The organism is Polaromonas glacialis (assembly GCF_000709345.1).
Taxonomy (GTDB): Bacteria; Pseudomonadota; Gammaproteobacteria; order Burkholderiales; family Burkholderiaceae_C; genus Polaromonas; species Polaromonas glacialis.
Genome location: NZ_KL448323.1, coordinates 1129141 through 1146941, shown reverse-complemented (window position 1 = coordinate 1146941; position 17801 = coordinate 1129141). Strand labels below are relative to the sequence as shown.

15 protein-coding genes, 1 tRNA gene and 2 pseudogenes are annotated in these 17801 nt (G+C 56.3%); 4 read left to right on the top strand and 14 right to left on the bottom strand.

All coding sequences use genetic code 11. The features are described from left to right. The 4 genes and pseudogenes from EC86_RS29450 to EC86_RS0105805 form a co-directional block, all read right to left on the bottom strand. Window positions 1-308, bottom strand: a pseudogene (locus EC86_RS29450) (IS3-like element ISGur6 family transposase); the annotation flags it as partial. After that, window positions 305-718, bottom strand: coding sequence for a transposase (locus EC86_RS30350; protein ID WP_269635732.1), 414 nt, complete (start codon window positions 716-718; stop codon window positions 305-307). The gene EC86_RS30350 and the pseudogene EC86_RS29450, both read right to left, overlap by 4 nt. Window positions 719-895: 177 nt before the next feature. Beyond that, window positions 896-1516 (bottom strand): annotated as a pseudogene (locus EC86_RS29830) (DNA/RNA non-specific endonuclease); the annotation flags it as partial. Window positions 1517-1760: 244 nt separating this feature from the next. Further along, a tRNA-Ala gene (locus tag EC86_RS0105805) sits at window positions 1761-1836 on the bottom strand. A 15-nt stretch (window positions 1837-1851) separates the two neighbouring features. Between EC86_RS0105805 and EC86_RS0105800 the strand changes: the two genes are divergently transcribed. Next, window positions 1852-2430, top strand: a complete 579-nt coding sequence (locus tag EC86_RS0105800; RefSeq protein WP_232229812.1) for a septal ring lytic transglycosylase RlpA family protein — start codon at window positions 1852-1854, stop codon at window positions 2428-2430. 40 nt (window positions 2431-2470) lie between these two features. Here the strand turns inward: EC86_RS0105800 and EC86_RS28590 are convergent, their stop codons facing one another. Both EC86_RS28590 and EC86_RS27585 read right to left on the bottom strand, forming a co-directional pair. Further along, window positions 2471-2830 carry a hypothetical protein gene (locus EC86_RS28590; protein ID WP_232229810.1) on the bottom strand — a complete coding sequence of 120 codons (360 nt, stop codon included), beginning with the start codon at window positions 2828-2830 and terminating at the stop codon, window positions 2471-2473. Then, window positions 2802-3029 (bottom strand): hypothetical protein, encoded by a 228-nt coding sequence (locus EC86_RS27585; protein WP_084181195.1) that lies wholly within the window; start codon window positions 3027-3029, stop codon window positions 2802-2804. Before EC86_RS27585 ends, EC86_RS28590 begins: the two co-directional genes overlap by 29 nt. A gap of 171 nt (window positions 3030-3200) precedes the next feature. Here EC86_RS27585 and EC86_RS28585 point away from each other — a divergent pair, with 171 nt between their 5' ends. Together EC86_RS28585 and EC86_RS28580 are read left to right on the top strand one after the other, a co-directional pair. After that, on the top strand, window positions 3201-3440 hold the full coding sequence (locus EC86_RS28585; protein WP_156955233.1) for a hypothetical protein: 240 nt from the start codon (window positions 3201-3203) through the stop codon (window positions 3438-3440). 71 nt (window positions 3441-3511) lie between these two features. Further along, window positions 3512-3823: a hypothetical protein gene (locus EC86_RS28580; protein ID WP_156955232.1), complete on the top strand. Its 312-nt coding sequence runs from the start codon at window positions 3512-3514 to the stop codon at window positions 3821-3823. 207 nt (window positions 3824-4030) lie between these two features. On the opposite strand, the gene EC86_RS0105785 is transcribed toward EC86_RS28580, so the two are convergent. The 3 genes from EC86_RS0105785 to EC86_RS0105775 form a co-directional block, all read right to left on the bottom strand. Beyond that, window positions 4031-4642 carry an IS630 family transposase gene (locus EC86_RS0105785; protein WP_198026760.1) on the bottom strand — a complete coding sequence of 204 codons (612 nt, stop codon included), beginning with the start codon at window positions 4640-4642 and terminating at the stop codon, window positions 4031-4033. Next, complete coding sequence (locus EC86_RS0105780) at window positions 4569-5102, bottom strand: helix-turn-helix domain-containing protein (protein WP_029524726.1); 534 nt, start codon at window positions 5100-5102, stop codon at window positions 4569-4571. Before EC86_RS0105780 ends, EC86_RS0105785 begins: the two co-directional genes overlap by 74 nt. 120 nt (window positions 5103-5222) lie before the next feature. Beyond that, window positions 5223-5546 (bottom strand): hypothetical protein, encoded by a 324-nt coding sequence (locus EC86_RS0105775; protein WP_156955230.1) that lies wholly within the window; start codon window positions 5544-5546, stop codon window positions 5223-5225. Window positions 5547-6188: 642 nt separating this feature from the next. On the opposite strand from EC86_RS0105775, the gene EC86_RS0105770 reads away from it, so the two are divergent. After that, on the top strand, window positions 6189-6896 hold the full coding sequence (locus EC86_RS0105770; protein ID WP_156955229.1) for a hypothetical protein: 708 nt from the start codon (window positions 6189-6191) through the stop codon (window positions 6894-6896). 90 nt (window positions 6897-6986) lie between these two features. On the opposite strand, the gene EC86_RS0105765 is transcribed toward EC86_RS0105770, so the two are convergent. From EC86_RS0105765 to EC86_RS0105745, 5 genes are all read right to left on the bottom strand, one after another. Next, complete coding sequence (locus EC86_RS0105765; RefSeq protein WP_332258642.1) at window positions 6987-10031, bottom strand: hypothetical protein; 3045 nt, start codon at window positions 10029-10031, stop codon at window positions 6987-6989. After that, on the bottom strand, window positions 10012-13914 hold the full coding sequence (locus EC86_RS0105760; RefSeq protein WP_084181191.1) for a two-partner secretion domain-containing protein: 3903 nt from the start codon (window positions 13912-13914) through the stop codon (window positions 10012-10014). The genes EC86_RS0105765 and EC86_RS0105760 overlap by 20 nt, the downstream gene beginning before the upstream one ends. A 68-nt stretch (window positions 13915-13982) precedes the next feature. Next, complete coding sequence (locus tag EC86_RS0105755; protein WP_029524721.1) at window positions 13983-15653, bottom strand: ShlB/FhaC/HecB family hemolysin secretion/activation protein; 1671 nt, start codon at window positions 15651-15653, stop codon at window positions 13983-13985. Between the two features lie 692 nt (window positions 15654-16345). Further along, a complete protein-coding gene (locus EC86_RS27580; protein WP_084181512.1) occupies window positions 16346-16900 on the bottom strand; it encodes an OmpA family protein in 555 nt (184 codons plus the stop codon). A gap of 115 nt (window positions 16901-17015) precedes the next feature. Continuing rightward, complete coding sequence (locus tag EC86_RS0105745; protein WP_036771883.1) at window positions 17016-17798, bottom strand: PP2C family protein-serine/threonine phosphatase; 783 nt, start codon at window positions 17796-17798, stop codon at window positions 17016-17018. Between the last annotated feature and the right edge of the window lie 3 nt (window positions 17799-17801).

The window sequence follows — 17801 nt, the reverse complement described above, 5'->3', positions numbered from 1 at the left end:
GCCACATAGACGCCGCTGTCGGCCAGGCGAGGCACGATCTGGCTCGGCGGCAAGTCCTTGAACGCTTCGCTGTTGAGCGTGGCCATCACGGCCTGGCGCTCTTCTTCAAGCAGCTTGTTGGCCGGGCGTGCATAGCGCCGCTTGCCTGAAGGGCGCTGGTCACCCTCGGCCGCCTCAGAGCGCTGCCAGCGCTGCACGCTGCGGCACGACAAGCCGATCTGGCGGCAAGCCGGTTGCAAACGCGCCCCGTCGGCGCAGGCCTTGTCAATGAGGCCGAGCAACTTTTGGCGCTGCTGGACGGACGTCATTTGTCCGCGCCCTCCAACAGCGCCTGGAAGTTTTTTTGCAACACCAGCAAGGCAGCCACCTCGGCCAGCGCCTTTTCCTTGCGCCTGAGTTCGCGCTGCAACTGATCATGCTGGCGCTGCAGCTCGCGAAAGGCGCCGCTCGCCTCGCGTGAAGCGGGCACGGCAGGGGTGCAAAACGCCTGGTGCCACTGCACCAGCTGATGCTCGAACACGCCATGCTCGCGGCACCAGCTGGCCCGGGCCATGTCATCCAGTGCATAGCTTTGCTGCAGCGCCATCAAACGCTGTGCAGGCGTCCAGGCCGACGCCGGGCCGTCCAGTGCAGCAGTTGCAGCGGACACCGGGGGGGCTATCGTGCCGGTTTTCTTGCTTGCGCTTTGCAGCCACTTCCTGAGCGTGCCGGCGGACATGTTGAGTTCACTGGCAACGCTGATAACGGAACGCGTGCCGCGATGCCTGGCTTTGAGCAATGCCTGCTCTTTAAATTCAAGGGAGTGATGTGAATGCGGTGTTCTGGTCATGAAATGTCGTTGCCGGGCAGTTAGCCATTGAAGAATTGGACGCGACAACAAGTCTGACACCCGGGGGTTGTGTTCAGGGGCTTGAGGCACCATATTCGCTAACGAGAAGCTCTGAGCCATTGCCTGCGCGGTAGGCATATCCCCTGCTGGCGCAAGATGACCACGATCAAAACCACTGCCCTTGTAGTCATCCAAGGTCGCCCTTTCGGCAGAACGTAGCCGTGCATCTGGAAAAAATTTGTTCGTTCGCTTTTCGTCGGCATCAGCTATGGATGCGCGGTTGAGCTTTTCAGCGACAAACACGGCTGTTTTTTTTTCACCAGAGTGCAGGATTGCAAAAGCGTCGTAGCAAAGGTCACGGCTGGTGGGTCGTGGTGCCACAACGGGTGGTTTTCCGCCTGCAAAAAATTGGCGACAGGCCGAAAAAGAATCAGTGTCGTCACCTGTGTATCTCTTAATTGAAGTCGCAGCCTTGGAGGCCGTTTTAGCCGTACTGGCAAGGTCTCGCGCCGCCGTGCCAAGTTCCTTGATGACACCATCCAAGCCGAATTTGGTAGCTAATTCACGCCCCGCAGGAATGTCGGCACAGGAATGAAGAGACAGACCGATTGCCAGCGCCAGCAGCATGTAGATCAGGTGAAACTTTGTTCGGGTATGAGGGCGCTTTGTTGTTCTTCTTTTAGTCATCTACTGGGTAGGAGCATGCTTAACGGATCGGATCGGATCAGGACAGGCAATGCGTGGTTGAGTGGTAAATAACAATTACTTGCCAAACCCAGACCTTTTTGTCCGATTTCATCTTCAATTCATCGAAATCCTTGAACAACGATGTTGAAAATCCACAGCTAACGCAAGGAGGCGTCAGACAATTTAGGCACAATAAAAAATGACTTGCAGGAAATCGCAAGTCATTCGTTTGTAGAAAAATTCTTGGTGGAGCGGATGAGGATCGAACTCACGACCTCTGCATTGCGAACGCAGCACTCTCCCAACTGAGCTACCGCCCCCAAGGGAATGTAATGATGCCACTGATTGCAAGGAGCATCGACAAGATGATGAAGAAATTCAACTTCAATTGCCTTACCGGGTTTGTGATGGTGTGGATGATCGGTACCAGTGTCGTGGGGTTCTCTCCTGATGCACACGCCGCAGGAAAACGAGCACGGCAGCATTCCGTGTCGTCACAAAAGGACACGAAGGCTAAGCCTGACCTGTCGGGTCACAAGCGCATTGGTAAGGCATCGGTTTTTGCGGGAAAGTTAGCAGGCAAAAAGATGGCCGATGGAAAAAAAATGAACCCACACAGCGACAACGCTGCCAGTAAGACTCTTCCGCTTGGAACCACTGCGAAAGTTACTAACCTTCAGACCGGCCAAAGCGCGAAAGTCACCATTCGTGATCGTGGGCCGTATGTGAAAGGTCGGATATTGGACGTTTCTCCTTCTACGGCGCACAAGATCGGGATTACGAAACACGATGGCGTAGCTAAGGTCAAAGTCGATCCCATCGCATTCCCGAAACCTAACGGCAGCGTGAAATCTGGCGTCGCCGCGAAGAAAACGAAAGCGAACAAGCCCACTTCTGCCGTACAGCACAAGTAACTGAGGTAGCCCCCGAAAATGATCTTTCGTTGCGCTACTTTTAAGCCAAAACTTGCACGGCTTTACCGTAAGTGATTCCAAGTCGATAGCTCAGCAACGCTTGGGCTGCCTGTTCTCGTGAAACGCCACCCACTTCAATTTGCCGGGTGTAGGCTCGAACTTCTGCTGCAAGGCGAAATTTTCGGGAAACGAGATACAGAAGCACCCATATTGGTGTCATCCAAGCTTGCTCACGGTAGTGAACCAATTCGTGTTCTATCAGGGCGTTATCGCTGCGATGTTCAGGTCGTACAAAGATGAACGGCCATAAACAAACAGCAGAGAAGCCTTTTGGGATCAGATTTGTGCAAACGATCATTCCAAGCCCCGTTTCACTTCCCCTCAACCAATCGCGCCACATCACCATGGCATTCTGAACACGAACCGACTAGCAACAAGTCGCCACTTTTGACAGCCCCAGTGAAGTTGCTAATGGTGACCTCGTGGCGACATTTTCCGCACAAGACGTTCGAAATCAATTTCTTCTTGATATCAGCAGGAATGGCTGCCCACAGTTCTGCGGCTGCGCCTGTGAATTTGGAGATGGACTCGATGCTCATGGAGTTAAGTTTAGGGCCAATCACAGGCAATGAGTTTCTTAAAAAATGGCTGGCGTCGAACCAGCTAAACCTGCGTGATGCCCTACCCAGTTTTGGCTAGGTGAAAACCACTTCGCACAAATTACTACAAATAGGTAAACTTTATTTACATATTTTTAGGAGTTCAGGTCAGTGTCAGATCATTACCTTATTGAATGCGAATCAACAGCCCTTGGCGGCTTATTACCACCCACAAATCCCAGCCTACTCTACAAAAATCTTTCTTTGGCCATTGCGGTGGCGGCAAAAAGCATGGCACACCCCAAACATCAAGAGGTACGGGTCATTCATATCCCCAGCCTAGAAATTGTGTTTCGCGCACCCGGCCGCAGAAAAATGTTCGCAAATCTGCTTGTCCCAGAAGTAGCGTGAGCAAGTACGCCTTGGATTAAAACGACCCTGTTCAGGCTATCTGACAAGCTCTACCATAGGGGAAAATGATCATGCTGAATCAATACGAATCTGTAAACGGCGAAGATATGACCATGCTGCGTAGGTCATGCTCAACCTGCGCTGCGTTCACCCCAGCAGAACGCAACCAAGTCTCCTCATGCGCCAACCGGGTGCCAGTCGTCAGATACCTTATGGCCAGCGAAAAAATGCAAAAACCAAACCGCAATCCGCAGCCGGATGACTGGTGTAGCTATCACCACACGCATGAAGAAGACCGGCAAAAAGATGCTGCCATAGATACATTCTGGCAGCGGCTGGCTGTTTCTGAAAATCAATCTACTGAAATTCATCCATCGGCTTAAACCAAATAGGTCAAACGATACCGCGTTTTCACTTGTGAATTGGTGATATGTTCATTACATTCTGACCACTTCTTCAAGCCACCATTGTTGGGGAAGCCAATTCAAGCCCAACAACGCTTGGCACCGTCAAATCCGGTATCGCCGCGCAGAAAGTCAAAGTGAACAAGCCCACTTTTGCCATACAACACAAGTAATACCAATCCCGTGTCATGAAATAACCGAAGCCGAAGGCAGCACTGCCCAGCTGCGGGAGCACAAAGAGCGGATGGCGCCAGGGATTTGCGTGAAGGCATTCCAGGCGTCGCAGCAGGCGTCAACAATCTGCTCGTAGCCGTCGTAGCAGCGGTTGGCCAAGTGCCGGTCGCGTAGTTGCGCCCACACCTGCTCGGCCGGGTTGAGCTCGGGCGACCCCGCTGGCAGCGGCAACAATGAAACGTTCGGGAACTGCGGCAGTTTGGGCGTGGTGTGCCATCCCGCGCGGTCCAGCACCAGCACGGCATGGCGTCCCGCAGGCACCGCTTCGCTCAGGACCTGCAGATGATGGCTCATCGCCTCGGTATTGGCGTGCGGCATGACCAGACCGATGGCACTGTCCTGCTGTGGACAGACGGCGCCAAAGACGTAGGCCGATTCGGACTGCTGCTGACGCACCACCCGGGGCCGCGTTCCCTTGCGTGCCCACAGGCGCGTTTGCGTGCCGCGCTGGCCGATGCGCATTTCATCCTGGAACCAGATGTCCACCTGTTCAGGCGCAACGCCTGGCGGCAGCGTTGCGGCGACTTCCTGGACGAAGTTTTTTTTTGAATTCGGCTTGTGCAACCGGATCGGCGTAGGGACTGACGGCGCGGGCCGAAATCCATACCAGCCCCAGGCGCTTCATCAGGTCATACACACCGTTCAGGCTGTAGGCCACGCCAAACTGCCCGGCCAGCAACTGGCGGATGTCTTCGCCCCGCACCCGCCCGCCGCCGCGTTCGCCCTGCAGTTTCTCGACCGCCTGGCGAAACGCCTCTTCGTGCTCTTTGGCAAGGCGCTGCGTACTCCAGTCGTGCGGCATGCCGGCCAGACGGGCCACGCCACCGGCGGTAAACCATTGCACCCAGCGCATGACCGCGTGGCGGGTCACGCGCAGTGCGGCAGCCACCTCGAGATAGCTTTTGCCATCCTTGAGGTGCGCCAGCGCTATCAGGCGCAGTCGCCGGCGTCCATCGGGTTCCCTGCGGGCCAGCCGGTCGAAATCATAGGGCTGCAGCTGATCAATGATGTGCTGAGATGACATTTTCGTAATCTCCTGCGAGAGCCAAGACTGCTCTGACTCCGATCGCTGGCTTTGGTTCTCTATATCTTGGGATTGGTATAACTTAGTAAGCCCCGGGACATGAGCTTTCGCTGCCTTACTTCAGGTTAATTCCTGCATGGCTTTCCCATAGTTGATACCAAGTCGATAGCTCAGCAACGCTTGGGCTGCTTGCTCCCGTGATACGCCCCCCAGTTCAATCTGCCGGGTGTAGGCCCGAACTTCTGCGGCAAGGCGGAATTTTCGAGAAACGAGATACAGAAGCACCCATATCGGCGTCATCCATGCCTGCTCCCTGTAGTGAACCAATTCGTGTTCAATCAAGGCGGTGTCGGTGCGATGTTCTGGCCGAACAAAGATGAAAGGCCACAAGGAACATGCTGAGAATCCTTTTGGGACTAGATTTGTGGAAACGATCATTGCCATCGATCAGTTTTGGACTTTTTCGGGCTGAGCAACTTGATCATCACACCACTTCTTGACAAATTTCTTCAAGAATCTTTCAGCATTTTTCACACGTCCGTTCGGCGTATCGACACAAAAACACAGGAAAGTGGTCTTCGAGAGTTCGCGATACGTAGATTACGTGAGACTTGGTTGAAGATTCGGCTTCATTAAAACAATCTTTTTCAACTACGCGGCAAAAGATCGTCTGACATCAGCACAGAAATGCTGCTTTCCAGTTGACCAAATCCTGTCCAACATCGCAAACAATCCATGATCGTCCACCATTATTTTAGACACTTTTTAGACACCGGGCATAAAAAAAGGGCTTCGCACTAAGAGAAGTCCTTTGATTTTATTATGTTTTTTGGTGGGCGGTGCAAGTTTCGAACTTGCGACCCCTGCAGTGTGAACGCAAGATTCGCATATTTGACACCCTATCCCGACCCTTCCCAATCGCGCCTGAAACCCCAATATTCTTCAATGATATCATGTAGTTATCAAATTTCAAGCCGTTTCATGTGGCCATGAGCCATGCCGCTTCATCACGTACTTTCCCGCTCATTCCCGCTCCGCACTGGCGCAGATTTGGCGCGCTATTGGCGCAGTAAAAAAGATGCCCCCATGTCCAATGTCCCCAGCGACACGCTGAATTATTTCATCCAGACCTCGCCCGGCGGGAGCCTGGAGGTCGCCCTCGCCTGCGCTGCAGACGCTCAACCCCACTGGCAGGCGCTGTTCGAGCATGGGCTGATTGGCGCTGTTGCCGATGATCCACGTCTTGAGCGCCGCCTCTTTAACCATCTTTGCATTGACGCGGTGCAAATCCACGGCAACCCCCTACTCAGGGCGTACCTGGCAGGACTCAGCCCGAAGCATGGCGATCGCATTTTTTCGGATTCAGCCCTGCAGGATAAAAATCACCCGGTCAACCATGTCTTTTCCAAGGCTGCCTTTACGACGCCAGGAGGGGCACTTGCCCGCGAACTGCTGGCCACGTTTATCGCAGCAGGCCTTCAGGGGAAAATACTCCACGCGCTGGCAATGCGGCGGCACAAGGATGTACTGCGCGCCTGCAGTTTTGGAAACCAAGCGTTCTTGGATCTCTTGTTTGCGTATCTGCAGCTAATTCCGATAGAGTTGTTGATCTACGTCGTTGCAGATGAGACGCACAGCAGCACCCTCGTGGCCAACCTGGTCGTTGCAGGCGCCGTGCCGTTGACCGATTTCACCAACCCGAAAGTGCATCGTTTCGCCAGCGAAAAAGCATTATCACTGCTCCATGCAATGGCGGCGCGCGCGTCTCGCCAGCCGGAGCGTGCGATCTATTGACGCCAGGGCGTACATGACGAGGTGTCAAAATTCATGGAGCAATCCCAGCGCTGAAAAATCCCCATAAATATGGTTGAAAGGCCCGTGCAATTATCTGGCGCCAAGTCCAACGCGGGTGATGACCGATTGCTCGATGACAGGAATCGAAACAAGCGTCGGTGTCTGCTTTTTTTCGGTGGTGGCGGATCCTTGGGCCCGCGCCAACTGGTTCAAGCGTTGCGTGTTGGCGGCAATGCGCGGGCGAACGAATTCAAAGGCCTCGCGCAACGTAACGAACCCGTCCCGGTTCATGTCACCGCTGCCATTGAGCGCTTCCAGCAAAGACAGGGTAAATGCCCCGTGTGGAGCGCCGACGGCCTCGTAGGAGGGTTCGTCGCCTGAAGCGGCCGACAGCAAGGCAATCTGGGCGGCTGCGCTGCGTTTGGCCAATGAGTAAGGATTTTGCCTCCCGTCTGCGGCCCCGGAATGGCAGGTGTCCATCATCAGTATCCTTCGGCCGGCCACGCGTTTGAATGCCGCGTAGATTTCGGAGGCAGTCAGCAAGCTTGCCGTCTTGCTTACCGGAATCGGTTCTGCGGAGGTTTGCGCCAGAACCGTTTCGATGTCGCTGAGTTTGGCATCGCGCGGGGTCAGGTAATACTCTGAGGAGGAACGGTTCTGCGAGAAACCGTGGGACGCCAGGAAAAGGATGGTGGTGTCGTTCGGGCCGGCCTCCTCCAGATGCTTCAAATAAGACAAAATATTGTGCTTGGTGGGCTTGTCGGGGGAATTGTCGGTCAGCACAAACGCTTCGACAGAATCATATTGCTGGCCAGCCTGGAGCTTCATCTTTTGCGCGAGCACCTCCGCATCGTTGGTTGCATTGGGAAGGTCGTCGATGCTGATGTTGCAGGGACGCTGCGGCGAACAATTACGGCTGTCCAGAAAAGCACTGACACCGATGGCAACCAGGCGCAGTTTGCCTCGCGGTATGGTGGGTGGCCGGAGGCGCAAGGTCGGCGTGGTCTCATCCACCCCAACCGACATCTCGGTTTCTGCCTCGATCCGCAAGGTATCGGGTGCCGTGCCCACGGGCAAGCGCATGGTTCTGGTCACGCGACCTTGCGTGGCTGCGGCCAGGCGGCGTTCCGTACTTGTCAACATGGGAATGCCGTCTGCGAAAACGCCGATCTCCTGGATCGGGCGACCGGTGGACTCGGCGGAGAACTGAACCTCCAGGGGTTCACCGTCTTTGTAGGTGATTCGCTCTATCGTCACGCGGGGCGGTGCCAGATTGGCAAAAAGGCCTTGCAATGACTGTGGTGTCGAGCGCTCCTGGCCGGGCGAAAGTGCCAGTTGCACCAGGTCGGGCCGGTAAAGATGTCGCTCGAATTGCACGGCACGGTAGAGGTCTGGCGTCTGTTGATCGCCGCGGTTGATAAGCCAGCCGATGTACTCGTCGCCGCGGGGCGATGAGGCGTAATAACCGTCTGGTCGCCACGACACCCAATCCTCTCCATTGGTGTGCAAAAACAGCCCGAGTGCCTCGATGCCCGTGTTAGCTGCAAACCAGCGAATAGTACCGTCCCCTACCGCCGCCACCACCCATTTGCCATCATCGCTTATCACCACGTGGTAGGCGGGCGCCTGCATTGAGCGTTGCCACTTGATCTTGCCCTGGGCGTCGGCCACGAGGACCGTCCACGCAGTCCCGATCGCAGCGATGGGCTGGGTGGCATGCGTCGCCCAACTCCAGACCGATTGGAAAGGCCGAAGGGCCACCGGTTGGCCGTTGACGCGAGTAGGTTGCTTGTAGCCGAAGATACCTGTCTCGGTCTCGACAGTGACGGCCCCCCCCTGGCGCAAGGCTGTTTGGGTCGTGGCTTGGTCTTCGGCTGAAGCGCTTCGGTACGCCCGATCAAGGGTGCTGCCGTTCTCGAAGGCCCGCAGGCTACCACCATCCGCTTGCATGGGCATCACGACCCGGCGGCCGTCGCGGCTCACCCGCAAGCTGCCCTCCACAGATCGAAAATCGCCATTCGGCGGCAGGGTTTCGGCAGACCGGTTCCCGGTAGCACCGTTTACCCGTACCAGGCTGGGGGTGTCGGTGGAAAAGATGATGTCGCCATCAGGCAGCGGCAGCATGTTGGTGTAAAGGTTGCGTCCGACAGGCATCCGCTCAATGAGGCCCCGGCCCCCGTCGGCGATGCGATAGAGCGGCGTAGGCTCGCCGCCGTCATGCACTCCATTCACGTAGAGCAGTTTGCTGTCGGGCGACCACGCAATGCAACACAGTGACCGCTGCTTGGGATCGTCCACCTTGATGACCTTGTGCAGCTTGAGCGACCGCGCATCCATCAACACGACCTCGGGACGGTCCTGCACACCGAAGGCAAGCCACTGCCCGTCAGGAGAAAAGCGGATGCCTCCCAAGGACGCCGTTCCCTTGCACGCCGCTGCGTTGTCTTGACGTGGCGGCCACTCTGCACGAAACACAATCTTGCCGTCCGGCGCATAGACCCGAACACAGCCGTCAGCGGAGGTTGTGGCCAGCAGTCCATCGGCCGAAAAGTCTGAGAACGTGACCCGCTCGGCGTACTGCGCGTCGGCAAAGAGCTGCTGCTTGCCGGGAAGTCCGATGACCATGGCGCCTTGCGCGGCGGTACCGATCGCAAGGCGCTGGCCGTCCCGCGACATCCCCAGCGATTCGATGGATCCGCTGAAACCACGGATCGTTTCGAGCAGCCTGCCAGTCTCGAGGTCGAAGCGATAAAGCTGCGATTTCCTTTGCCAGGTCAGGCCGGTGAACCCGGCAACGATGACCTCCTTGCCGTCGGGCGTCACTGCCAGCGACCGGGGGTCTCCTTCGTCGCCATCCTCGCTCGGCAAAGGGATCACGCGGATCGGCTTGAGGTCCTGTGTGCGCCAGACCCGGACTGTCTTGTCCCTGCCAATGGAAACGACGCGCTGGAAATCGGGCGTGGCGCGGATCTGGGTGATCGCGGCCGTGTGCATGGTGTAGGTGACACGAGGCTGGGGCACGGCCGTTTGAGCAGCCGAGTGACCCGATGCCAACCAAACCAAAGCTATAAAAAAAAACGCACTGCTCGGTCTCGGACGACCAGATTCAGCATCACTATTTGCAGCGCGTTTCATCGTTTGGTGCAATCCCGCCAGTGCCGACAGGAGCGCTCTCAATGTCACCCGGCGCGCACAGCACCGAGTCTGTGGTGTCAGCAATGCGGTAGCGCGTCGCGAACACATTGCGGGCACTACCACTGAGGCTGGAGCTGCGGCCAAGGTCTGCGTCGGAGGCGGGTCGCCTACCTACGGCAACCTCACCGACGTTGATGGGGAGCTGGATTTGTGTTTCGCGGTCTGGCGACTGAGTTGTCGTCACGATGATAGGTAAGGTTTCGGTCGGAGGAGGTGTCACGATTACAGGCAAAACAACGCCTGGCTCAGTCACGACGCTAGGCGGTGGGGTGACCAAAACCGGCACGACCACGACAGGCAGGGATGGCGCAGGCAAGGGAGCAAAACCGCCAATTAGTTGAAAATTCGTTGAAGTGTTGTTGTTCGCAGTGAGATCACCAACTAAATTGCCCTGATTACTTGCTTGGTCGGTTCTTTGTTGAAAGCCGCCACGCTGAATCACACCGTCGAACAGCACACGGCGCGAGCCGATGCTCGACCCGTCTGCAGCCCCGAGTCCGGGAGATGTGCTTACAACAGATCTTGACACTGCAGCAGGCATGATTTCATTTAAATATTGGTCTAGGTCTGCGTCGGTGAATGGGATGGGAGCTTTCGCACTAATGCTGCCCGCCGCGCTGAGGAGTTTGGTGTCGATGCTCAGTTCCGGCTGTGGACTCACGGCGTTCTCGCTTTCGCTTCGAATGCGCAGCCCGGACACGTTCACGGCCTGCGTGCTTCCCATGCCTAACGATTGCGGGGAAGCCAATGAATCGAAAACGTACTGTTTCCTAAACATGTATGTCTTGCCGTCATCAGTAGTCGCCACACAACGTGTCGGCACGCAGCCGTCGACTTTTAAAGTCGTTGATTCGTCGCGGTCAGATCGGTAAGCGAGCAGCTTCAGTGCCACGCCATCTCTTTTAGCAAGAGCTGTGGGGTCCAGCGGATTGCTATTCGGAGTTTTCGACATGGCCACCAAACCAGGGGAATTATCAGCAACTCGAATGCTGGTTTGGGCCGGTTGCAAGGTACCAATAAGAGTCCCTGCCAAAGTAATAAGTGGAAGCTGCTTTACCACCGGCTGAACAAGTGAGTCTTTTTCGCTACCAGCATAGTTGGCCGCATTGTTTGCTACAACTATTTTCGCTAAAGAGTAATAATATTGCGGTGGGCGATAAGCCGTAGGAGGTCGAAATAATGGATCTGGCCCACGATTCTCAGCATCAACATCTTGCGTGTAGTAGTCGATCACATCATTCGTGTTATCGAACAGTGCAATGTTTTTCTCTGCACGGATCGTGATCGCATAGGCTGTCTTGCCAGTGTTAATGTAGCGGGCAGTACCATTCGCAACTCTTGTCCCATCAACACGGTCGTATCCACGCGAATAAACGCTATCACCGAGATAAACGCCGTCCGTATCCCCCAGACCGGCCGAAACAAATTCGATGTTGCCCTTGTTCACTGCGACTTGATGATTGACAATGAGACGACGGCCCGCCACGACCTGTAGGCCGTTGGCCGTGGCCGTTTCGCTGTCGTTGCCGTCCAGGTTCAGCCCATTGGTTTCGACAGAGCCGTTGTCGGCCTGGATGCGAAGGGTGCCGACCTCCGGCCGTCGGTCGCGCCGGTAACCGGCATTGAAAGTCGAAGGGTCGGTGTTAGGCGCGCTGCGTTCCGCTACGGTCGAGTAGCCGGTGTTCGGTCCTCCAAGCGCCTGCGCCAGGACAACATTGCCGCTGGTACTTCTGATATCGACACCACCGCTGGGTGCATCGTTTGAAGCCCGAGTGGCCATCTGATTCACCACCACATCGCCGTTCGAAGTGATCTGGATAGTGCCGCCGTTGGTGGCCAGTGTGCCTGTAGAGGTGACGGACTGGCCGCCGTTGAGGTTGACTTGCGAAGCGCCCAAAACCTCGATGCCACCGGCACCCACGTTGACCTGCCCGTTGGGAGCATTGAGCGTCACCGGCCCGCCCGAGCGCAGCACGGTCGCGCCGGTCGTGATGCTCCCGCTTGCGCTGGCGAGGTTAATTCCCTCGGCGCCCGCCAATGCTCCGTTGATGCTCACACCCGCAGCCCCTTTTATATCCAAAGATGCAAGGGGAAAGGCGGCACCATCCTTCAGCCCAACGATGGGCGCAGCCACGTCCACCCGGCCGGCGGTACTTGTCAGACTCACTGCGCCGGTGCTGACGACTTGCTGCAACTGAACGCTGCCCACCGCGTTGACGTTGACCGAGCCACTGCCGGTGTAAATTCCAGTGCCTCCGGCCTGAGTCAAATCGCCGCGCGACACTGCGCTGAAGTTGCCTTCGTTCAAAACCACGTTGGCCTCCAGCGCAATGCTGCCAGCCTGCAACGTTAGTGCGCCGCCCGGCGTGCCAGTACGCCCATCGATCTGGCTTGCCACCGTCAGCTTCTCGCTGGCCTCCAGGGTAACGGCGGTGCCTTGGGCGAGTTGGCGGTTGAGCGTTCCCACCCCGATGATGGAGTCGCCTGTAGCAGGAAGGTTGGTAACATTATCGGCGCCCTGCGCGGCGACGGTGAGGTTGGTCGGGTCCAGCAGCAGCTTGGCCGCTTGCACGTTTCCGTCAAACATGAGCCGAGCCTTGCCCGACACCTCGACGTTGCCGCCTGAGTTCTGCACCGAGCCTTCGAAGAGCGTGGGGCCGTCGGACCACACCGAGACCGTGCCGCCAGAGGCAAGGCCGCCGGCGCTGATGACGGCGCCGCGCTCGACGTTGACCTGGCTGGCATTCATCAGAGGCCCCTGGCCCTGCCAGTTGCCGCCGACGGAAACCGTGCCGCCCCGCCCGGCCGAGCCACTCGCGTCAAGGCGGGAGGCGGCCGCCAGTGTCACTTTGCGCCCAGTGACTTCAATCTTGCCGCCGTCCGCGCCCGATGCATCCAGCCGGCCGCCCACCGCTACCTGGGTGCCCGCATCGCCTAGCAGCGAGATCACGCCGGGCCTGGATTCAAACGACGTGGCGCGAACGACACCGCCGACGTTGATGACTCCATCAACCAGTCCCTTGGCGGTGGCCACCGTAATGAACACCTGTCCGCCCTCGGCCGAGATATTGCCTGATTGATCCACGAACGACGCCAGCGGCTTGCCGCTTGCGTCGGTGAGGGTTTGCATCGCCGCCGGGTCAACCACCAAGTTGATCAAGCCGTCGCCGTGCAGGTCCAACACGAACGCCGGTGCGCCGCCGAGCGTAACGCGCCCCAGCTTGGCATTAATAACACCGCTGTTGCGAACGCCTGGCGCCACAAGCCCGACAAATCCCCCATCGGCTACCGTGATACTGCCCTCGTTCACGACCGTTGCGTTGGGTTTTCCCGGTTCAGTGAACGCCATGCGTCCGGCCATGAAATCGGCGTTGCTGATATTGGCTGTGCTGGCCAGGATGCTGCCGACATTGACCTGGGAGCCACGCCCGAACAGCACACCGTTGGGGTTGACGAGGTAGACCTGCCCATTGGCGTTGATACGTCCCAGGATGGTGGACGGATCCACGCCCACCACGCGGTTGAGGATGGCCGCTTGCGCGTTGGGCTGCTGGAAATTAACCGTTTCCTGGGCGCCTACACTGAAGCTGTTCCAGTTCACCGCAGCCCGCTGAGAAGCCTGCTGCACCGTGGTGGTGGCGCCTTGCTGGCTGATGGCAGCCTGCCCGGCGACGACTTGGCCACCGGCCGGCGCACCGACCACAACGCCATGCCCGCCAATCAACGCCACACCAAGGCTGCCTGCGGTTAAAGCGCGCCGAATCTCGGCGGCCACTGGAGTAAGACGCACGGGTGTAAAGCTCGGCGATGAGGTTTTGTTCATGACGGCCCTCGCTAGTAGTGATGATGGTAGGAAGTGAAGTAAGTTACCTGCCCGCCGTCGCAAGGGGGCTAGAAATCAATGCCCGCGCCCGCGAAGACGCGCAGACGATTTGAACCAGTGCTGTTGGGAATCTTGTGCCGGGGTTTGGAAACTTCGATGTAGCCACGAACCCCCTGAGCGGCAGAAAACCGCACGCCAGCCCCCGTGGAAAGGATGGATTGGTCCCGGTCGTTGGGTGTGTTGAACCTTACCTTGCCGGCGTCGTGGTACGCGTAAAACGTGCTGCGAAACGCCGACTGCGGCAGGTCGAAGCGCAGTTCGATCTTGCCCGCAATGCCATTGTCACCAAACAATTCAGACGGATCAAACGCGCGCAGGAATACATCGCCTCCCAGCCCGAATGTCTCGGACGTCACCAGAACATCTCTGGAGTGCTGGCCACTGGCGGCGACCAGCACGCTCCAGGGCCCGGTGATGGACTGCAACCGGGCCAAGTAATAGGTCACCTTGCTGAATTGAGGATCTGCAAGTCCGTTGCGTGACAAGCGGGTGTCATCGCGCCGTGATGCACCCAATGCAGAAAGGCCCTTCGATACTTCCAGGTCAGCAATGTTCAGTCCACCAAAGCTGTCCAGAGAATCCAACGTTGCCCCAGCGCGCAACGCGCGTATGTCATCCCGCGTTTCCAAAGGGATGTTCGAAGAATTGTGGGACGCATCCAACCGCGCCCTGACATCCAGATTCCTGGCGCGGGACCGAATCACTGGGTACGAAACACCAACCCCCGCACTGCTGCTGTTGCTGTCGATGTTGAGCGGAATGTTGAGTTGGGGCTCAGACTTCGAAGCAGATGCGTTCCAGTTCAGTTTGAGCCCGTCATGGCCGATGGGCTGCTCTCCAGCGTAGCCAAGATAATTCAGCCGTTGCGACCCTGAGGTGATGAATCGAAAGGTGTGCCGGTCAAAGTGACCAAACACGCCGCGCATATCAGCGCTGGCTTCGGCTCGAACGCGGCCAAGGGCCTTGCTCGAGCGGTTGTGGACTGACACGGAAAATGCTGCGGGATCGCGTGCCAGGGAAAGGTCCATGGAAGTCGCGCCTGGGGTGGCGGAAGCTTTCAGGTTCGCCCGCACGGACAACCCGGCAAGTTCATTCATCAGCAACAAGTTGCGCTCGAGCGTCGCTAAGGTCAAGGGCCGCTCTGCCGTAATTTTCGACGCGTACGGAGCAAGCGCGTCTTTCAGGTTGTCGGCGCCCGAAAAGGTAACTTGGTCCACGTAACCTTCGAGCACCTCGATTTGAAGAGTAGCGCGCTCGGTCAGCAGTTCCTGGCGCGGCACGATCGCTTGGGACAGGATGTACCCGGCTTCGCGGTAGCGAGCCGATATCGCAGCGGCAATGCGGAAGGCATCAGCCAGCGTAATTGACTTGCCGATCCTGTCGACCCACAAGTCACGCAGGTTTTCAATGGAAAGTGCCTGATTGCCCTTCAGTTCCACCGATCCCAGAACGAACTGAACGGTGTCGGCGCCAGCGGGTACCTGGTCCGAAGGCCGTGGGGCTTCGATCTGGATACTCCTGCGAATGGGTTCAAGCGCAGGCCGAACTTCTTGCTCGATACGGCCTGCAGGCGGAATAACCGGTGGAACCTGTGCCTGCGCGATGCCCGATGTTCCAAACGCGGCACTGACGAGGATTCGACAAGTTGAGTTTTGAGCAGACCGCAGACGTTGGCGCATGGGCCCAAGAACACGAAATTTATAACTGCTAGATATCGGTTGATCAGAATATAGGTCATCAGTTTGCCCAGTCGTAAACCGATACGATGGCTGATGACTTCGGAAGGTAGAAGCGGCAATCAGTCTGCAATAAGCTTGATACCAATTTTTAACCATTGAAACCTCCCTAGGGAATCAGCGCAGTAAGTGCAGTTTCCATACACATCAGCGTTTTCTCGTATCAGTTTAGTCCTGTAAAGCAGCCACTCCTTTATGAAAATTTGCAACGAACTGTGGCTCAAGAAGGCATAGGTGTCAGACCCTCTTACAGTAAGCAATAGATTCACTTCCACGGAAGGTTTCACCCACAACCTCAGGCTTCATAAGGCAGTCTGTCACGTTCAGCGAGTGCCAAAACAGTGAACGTCGAGGTCGTCTCAAAAGAATGACGCGCTCCGGCAGACTTCCACGGCATCATGCGATTAGCACAAAACACCTGATTCACAATTCATTGCTCTTGGGTCAGTAAGATAGAAAAGAACTCAAAAAAGGCACGAGGCCATTAATATTAGTACAGCACATTGAATTGGGATCGGAACAACGCGACATTAAGGCACGTGGTTTGCCCCCGGTTGAATGCGGAAGTGACAAGGCATCACCTAAGTCGCAATTGCAGACTAATTTCTAACGAACCCGAGTAACGCATGTGAAATCTATTGAGCCAGATTCACGATAGTTACTCGTCTATTTTCAGGTGCAATCGGGTTAGATGTATTTAATAATTCTTTATCGCCTCGGCCAATCGCTTCCAGACGCCGATCCTCAATATTATTGTTCTGGACTAAATATTGACGTACCGATTCGGCTCGCAACTGGGAAAGTCGGAGATTCGATTCGCTGTCGCCCCGAGGATCAGCATGCCCCTGGATCGCAAAACGGAAATCGGCAAGCTTATTGGAAGTAAGAGCCTGACCCACAACATCCAGCGATTGTTTCGCACGCGGAGTCAATGCGGCAGAGTTGGTTTCAAAAGTAATGAGCAGAGAGGCCTTAGCTGGCTTGGCAGAGGCAGGACGAGGTTCATTGACGGGATTGACACGAATGCTGCGGGTGCGAATGGGGTCTTCAAACTCCGGCGCTGGCGTAAGGGCTTGAATCAGTGCCGATTCAGTAATTTGATTTCCACGAAGCACTTGCTCGCCCTGCGCAATAGCTGAAGCGGAAAATACCGCAAACGGGATCGTCAGTAAAAATGATATTGCTTTCATAAGCCACCTCGAAAAAGTGTATTCGAACATGTGTATAAGAAATCATTCTTACGCCCAAGCCTGCCAGTCACTTTCTTTGAAAATCTAAAGATACAAAGCCATTGTTTTTTGGCGCCTACTTAGGATTTAAAGGAGCAATCGGCATCAGCGTGTGCTCATCAGGCCCGGTACAGGAGATAACCAAAGCGGAGTAATTGTCCTGATCAGCCCGCCCATTCATGATCACATGACTTTCAAGTTTCTGAAGCCACGCTTCGGGAGACTGTGCCGACGCCAACAAATGCTCCATAGCTGGTTCATCAATGTACTCCCAAAATCCGTCGGTACAAAGCAAAAATATGTCGCCATCGCGAATCGAAAACGCTGTTGCTTCAATGCTTGGCTCAAAGTTGTCGGCATCTCCAAGCGCGGCCAGTAGAGCATTGCGACTGGGTGCAGTACGAAGATTGCAAGGTTCAAGATACCCAGCCTCCACCATGTTTTGCACCACACTGTGATCGCGTGTCTGTACAACGATGCGCTGGTGACGAAAACAATACAAGCGCGTATCGCCAATATGGCCCCATCTTGCCACTGCCTGCACGGTATCGACGGCAAGCACTAGAACGGTAGCACGCATGTCAGAAATTTGCGGAGAACGTTTCTGCTCATCGACAATGGCGTCGTTCGCCGCTTTCAGCGCCGCAGCTAAGGCTTGTGCGCCAAGCTCAGGCGTTTGATAAAACCAGCTCAACACTTGTTTAACGGCAAGTTTGGAAGCTACTTCTCCACCCGGATGGCCACCGGCACCATCTGAAATAACGCAAAAGCACGCGCTGGAATTGGACCATACGCCATAAGCATCCTGATTGACCGTACGTCCGCCCGGCTTGGACAACACTGAAATCTTGAACTCCATGGC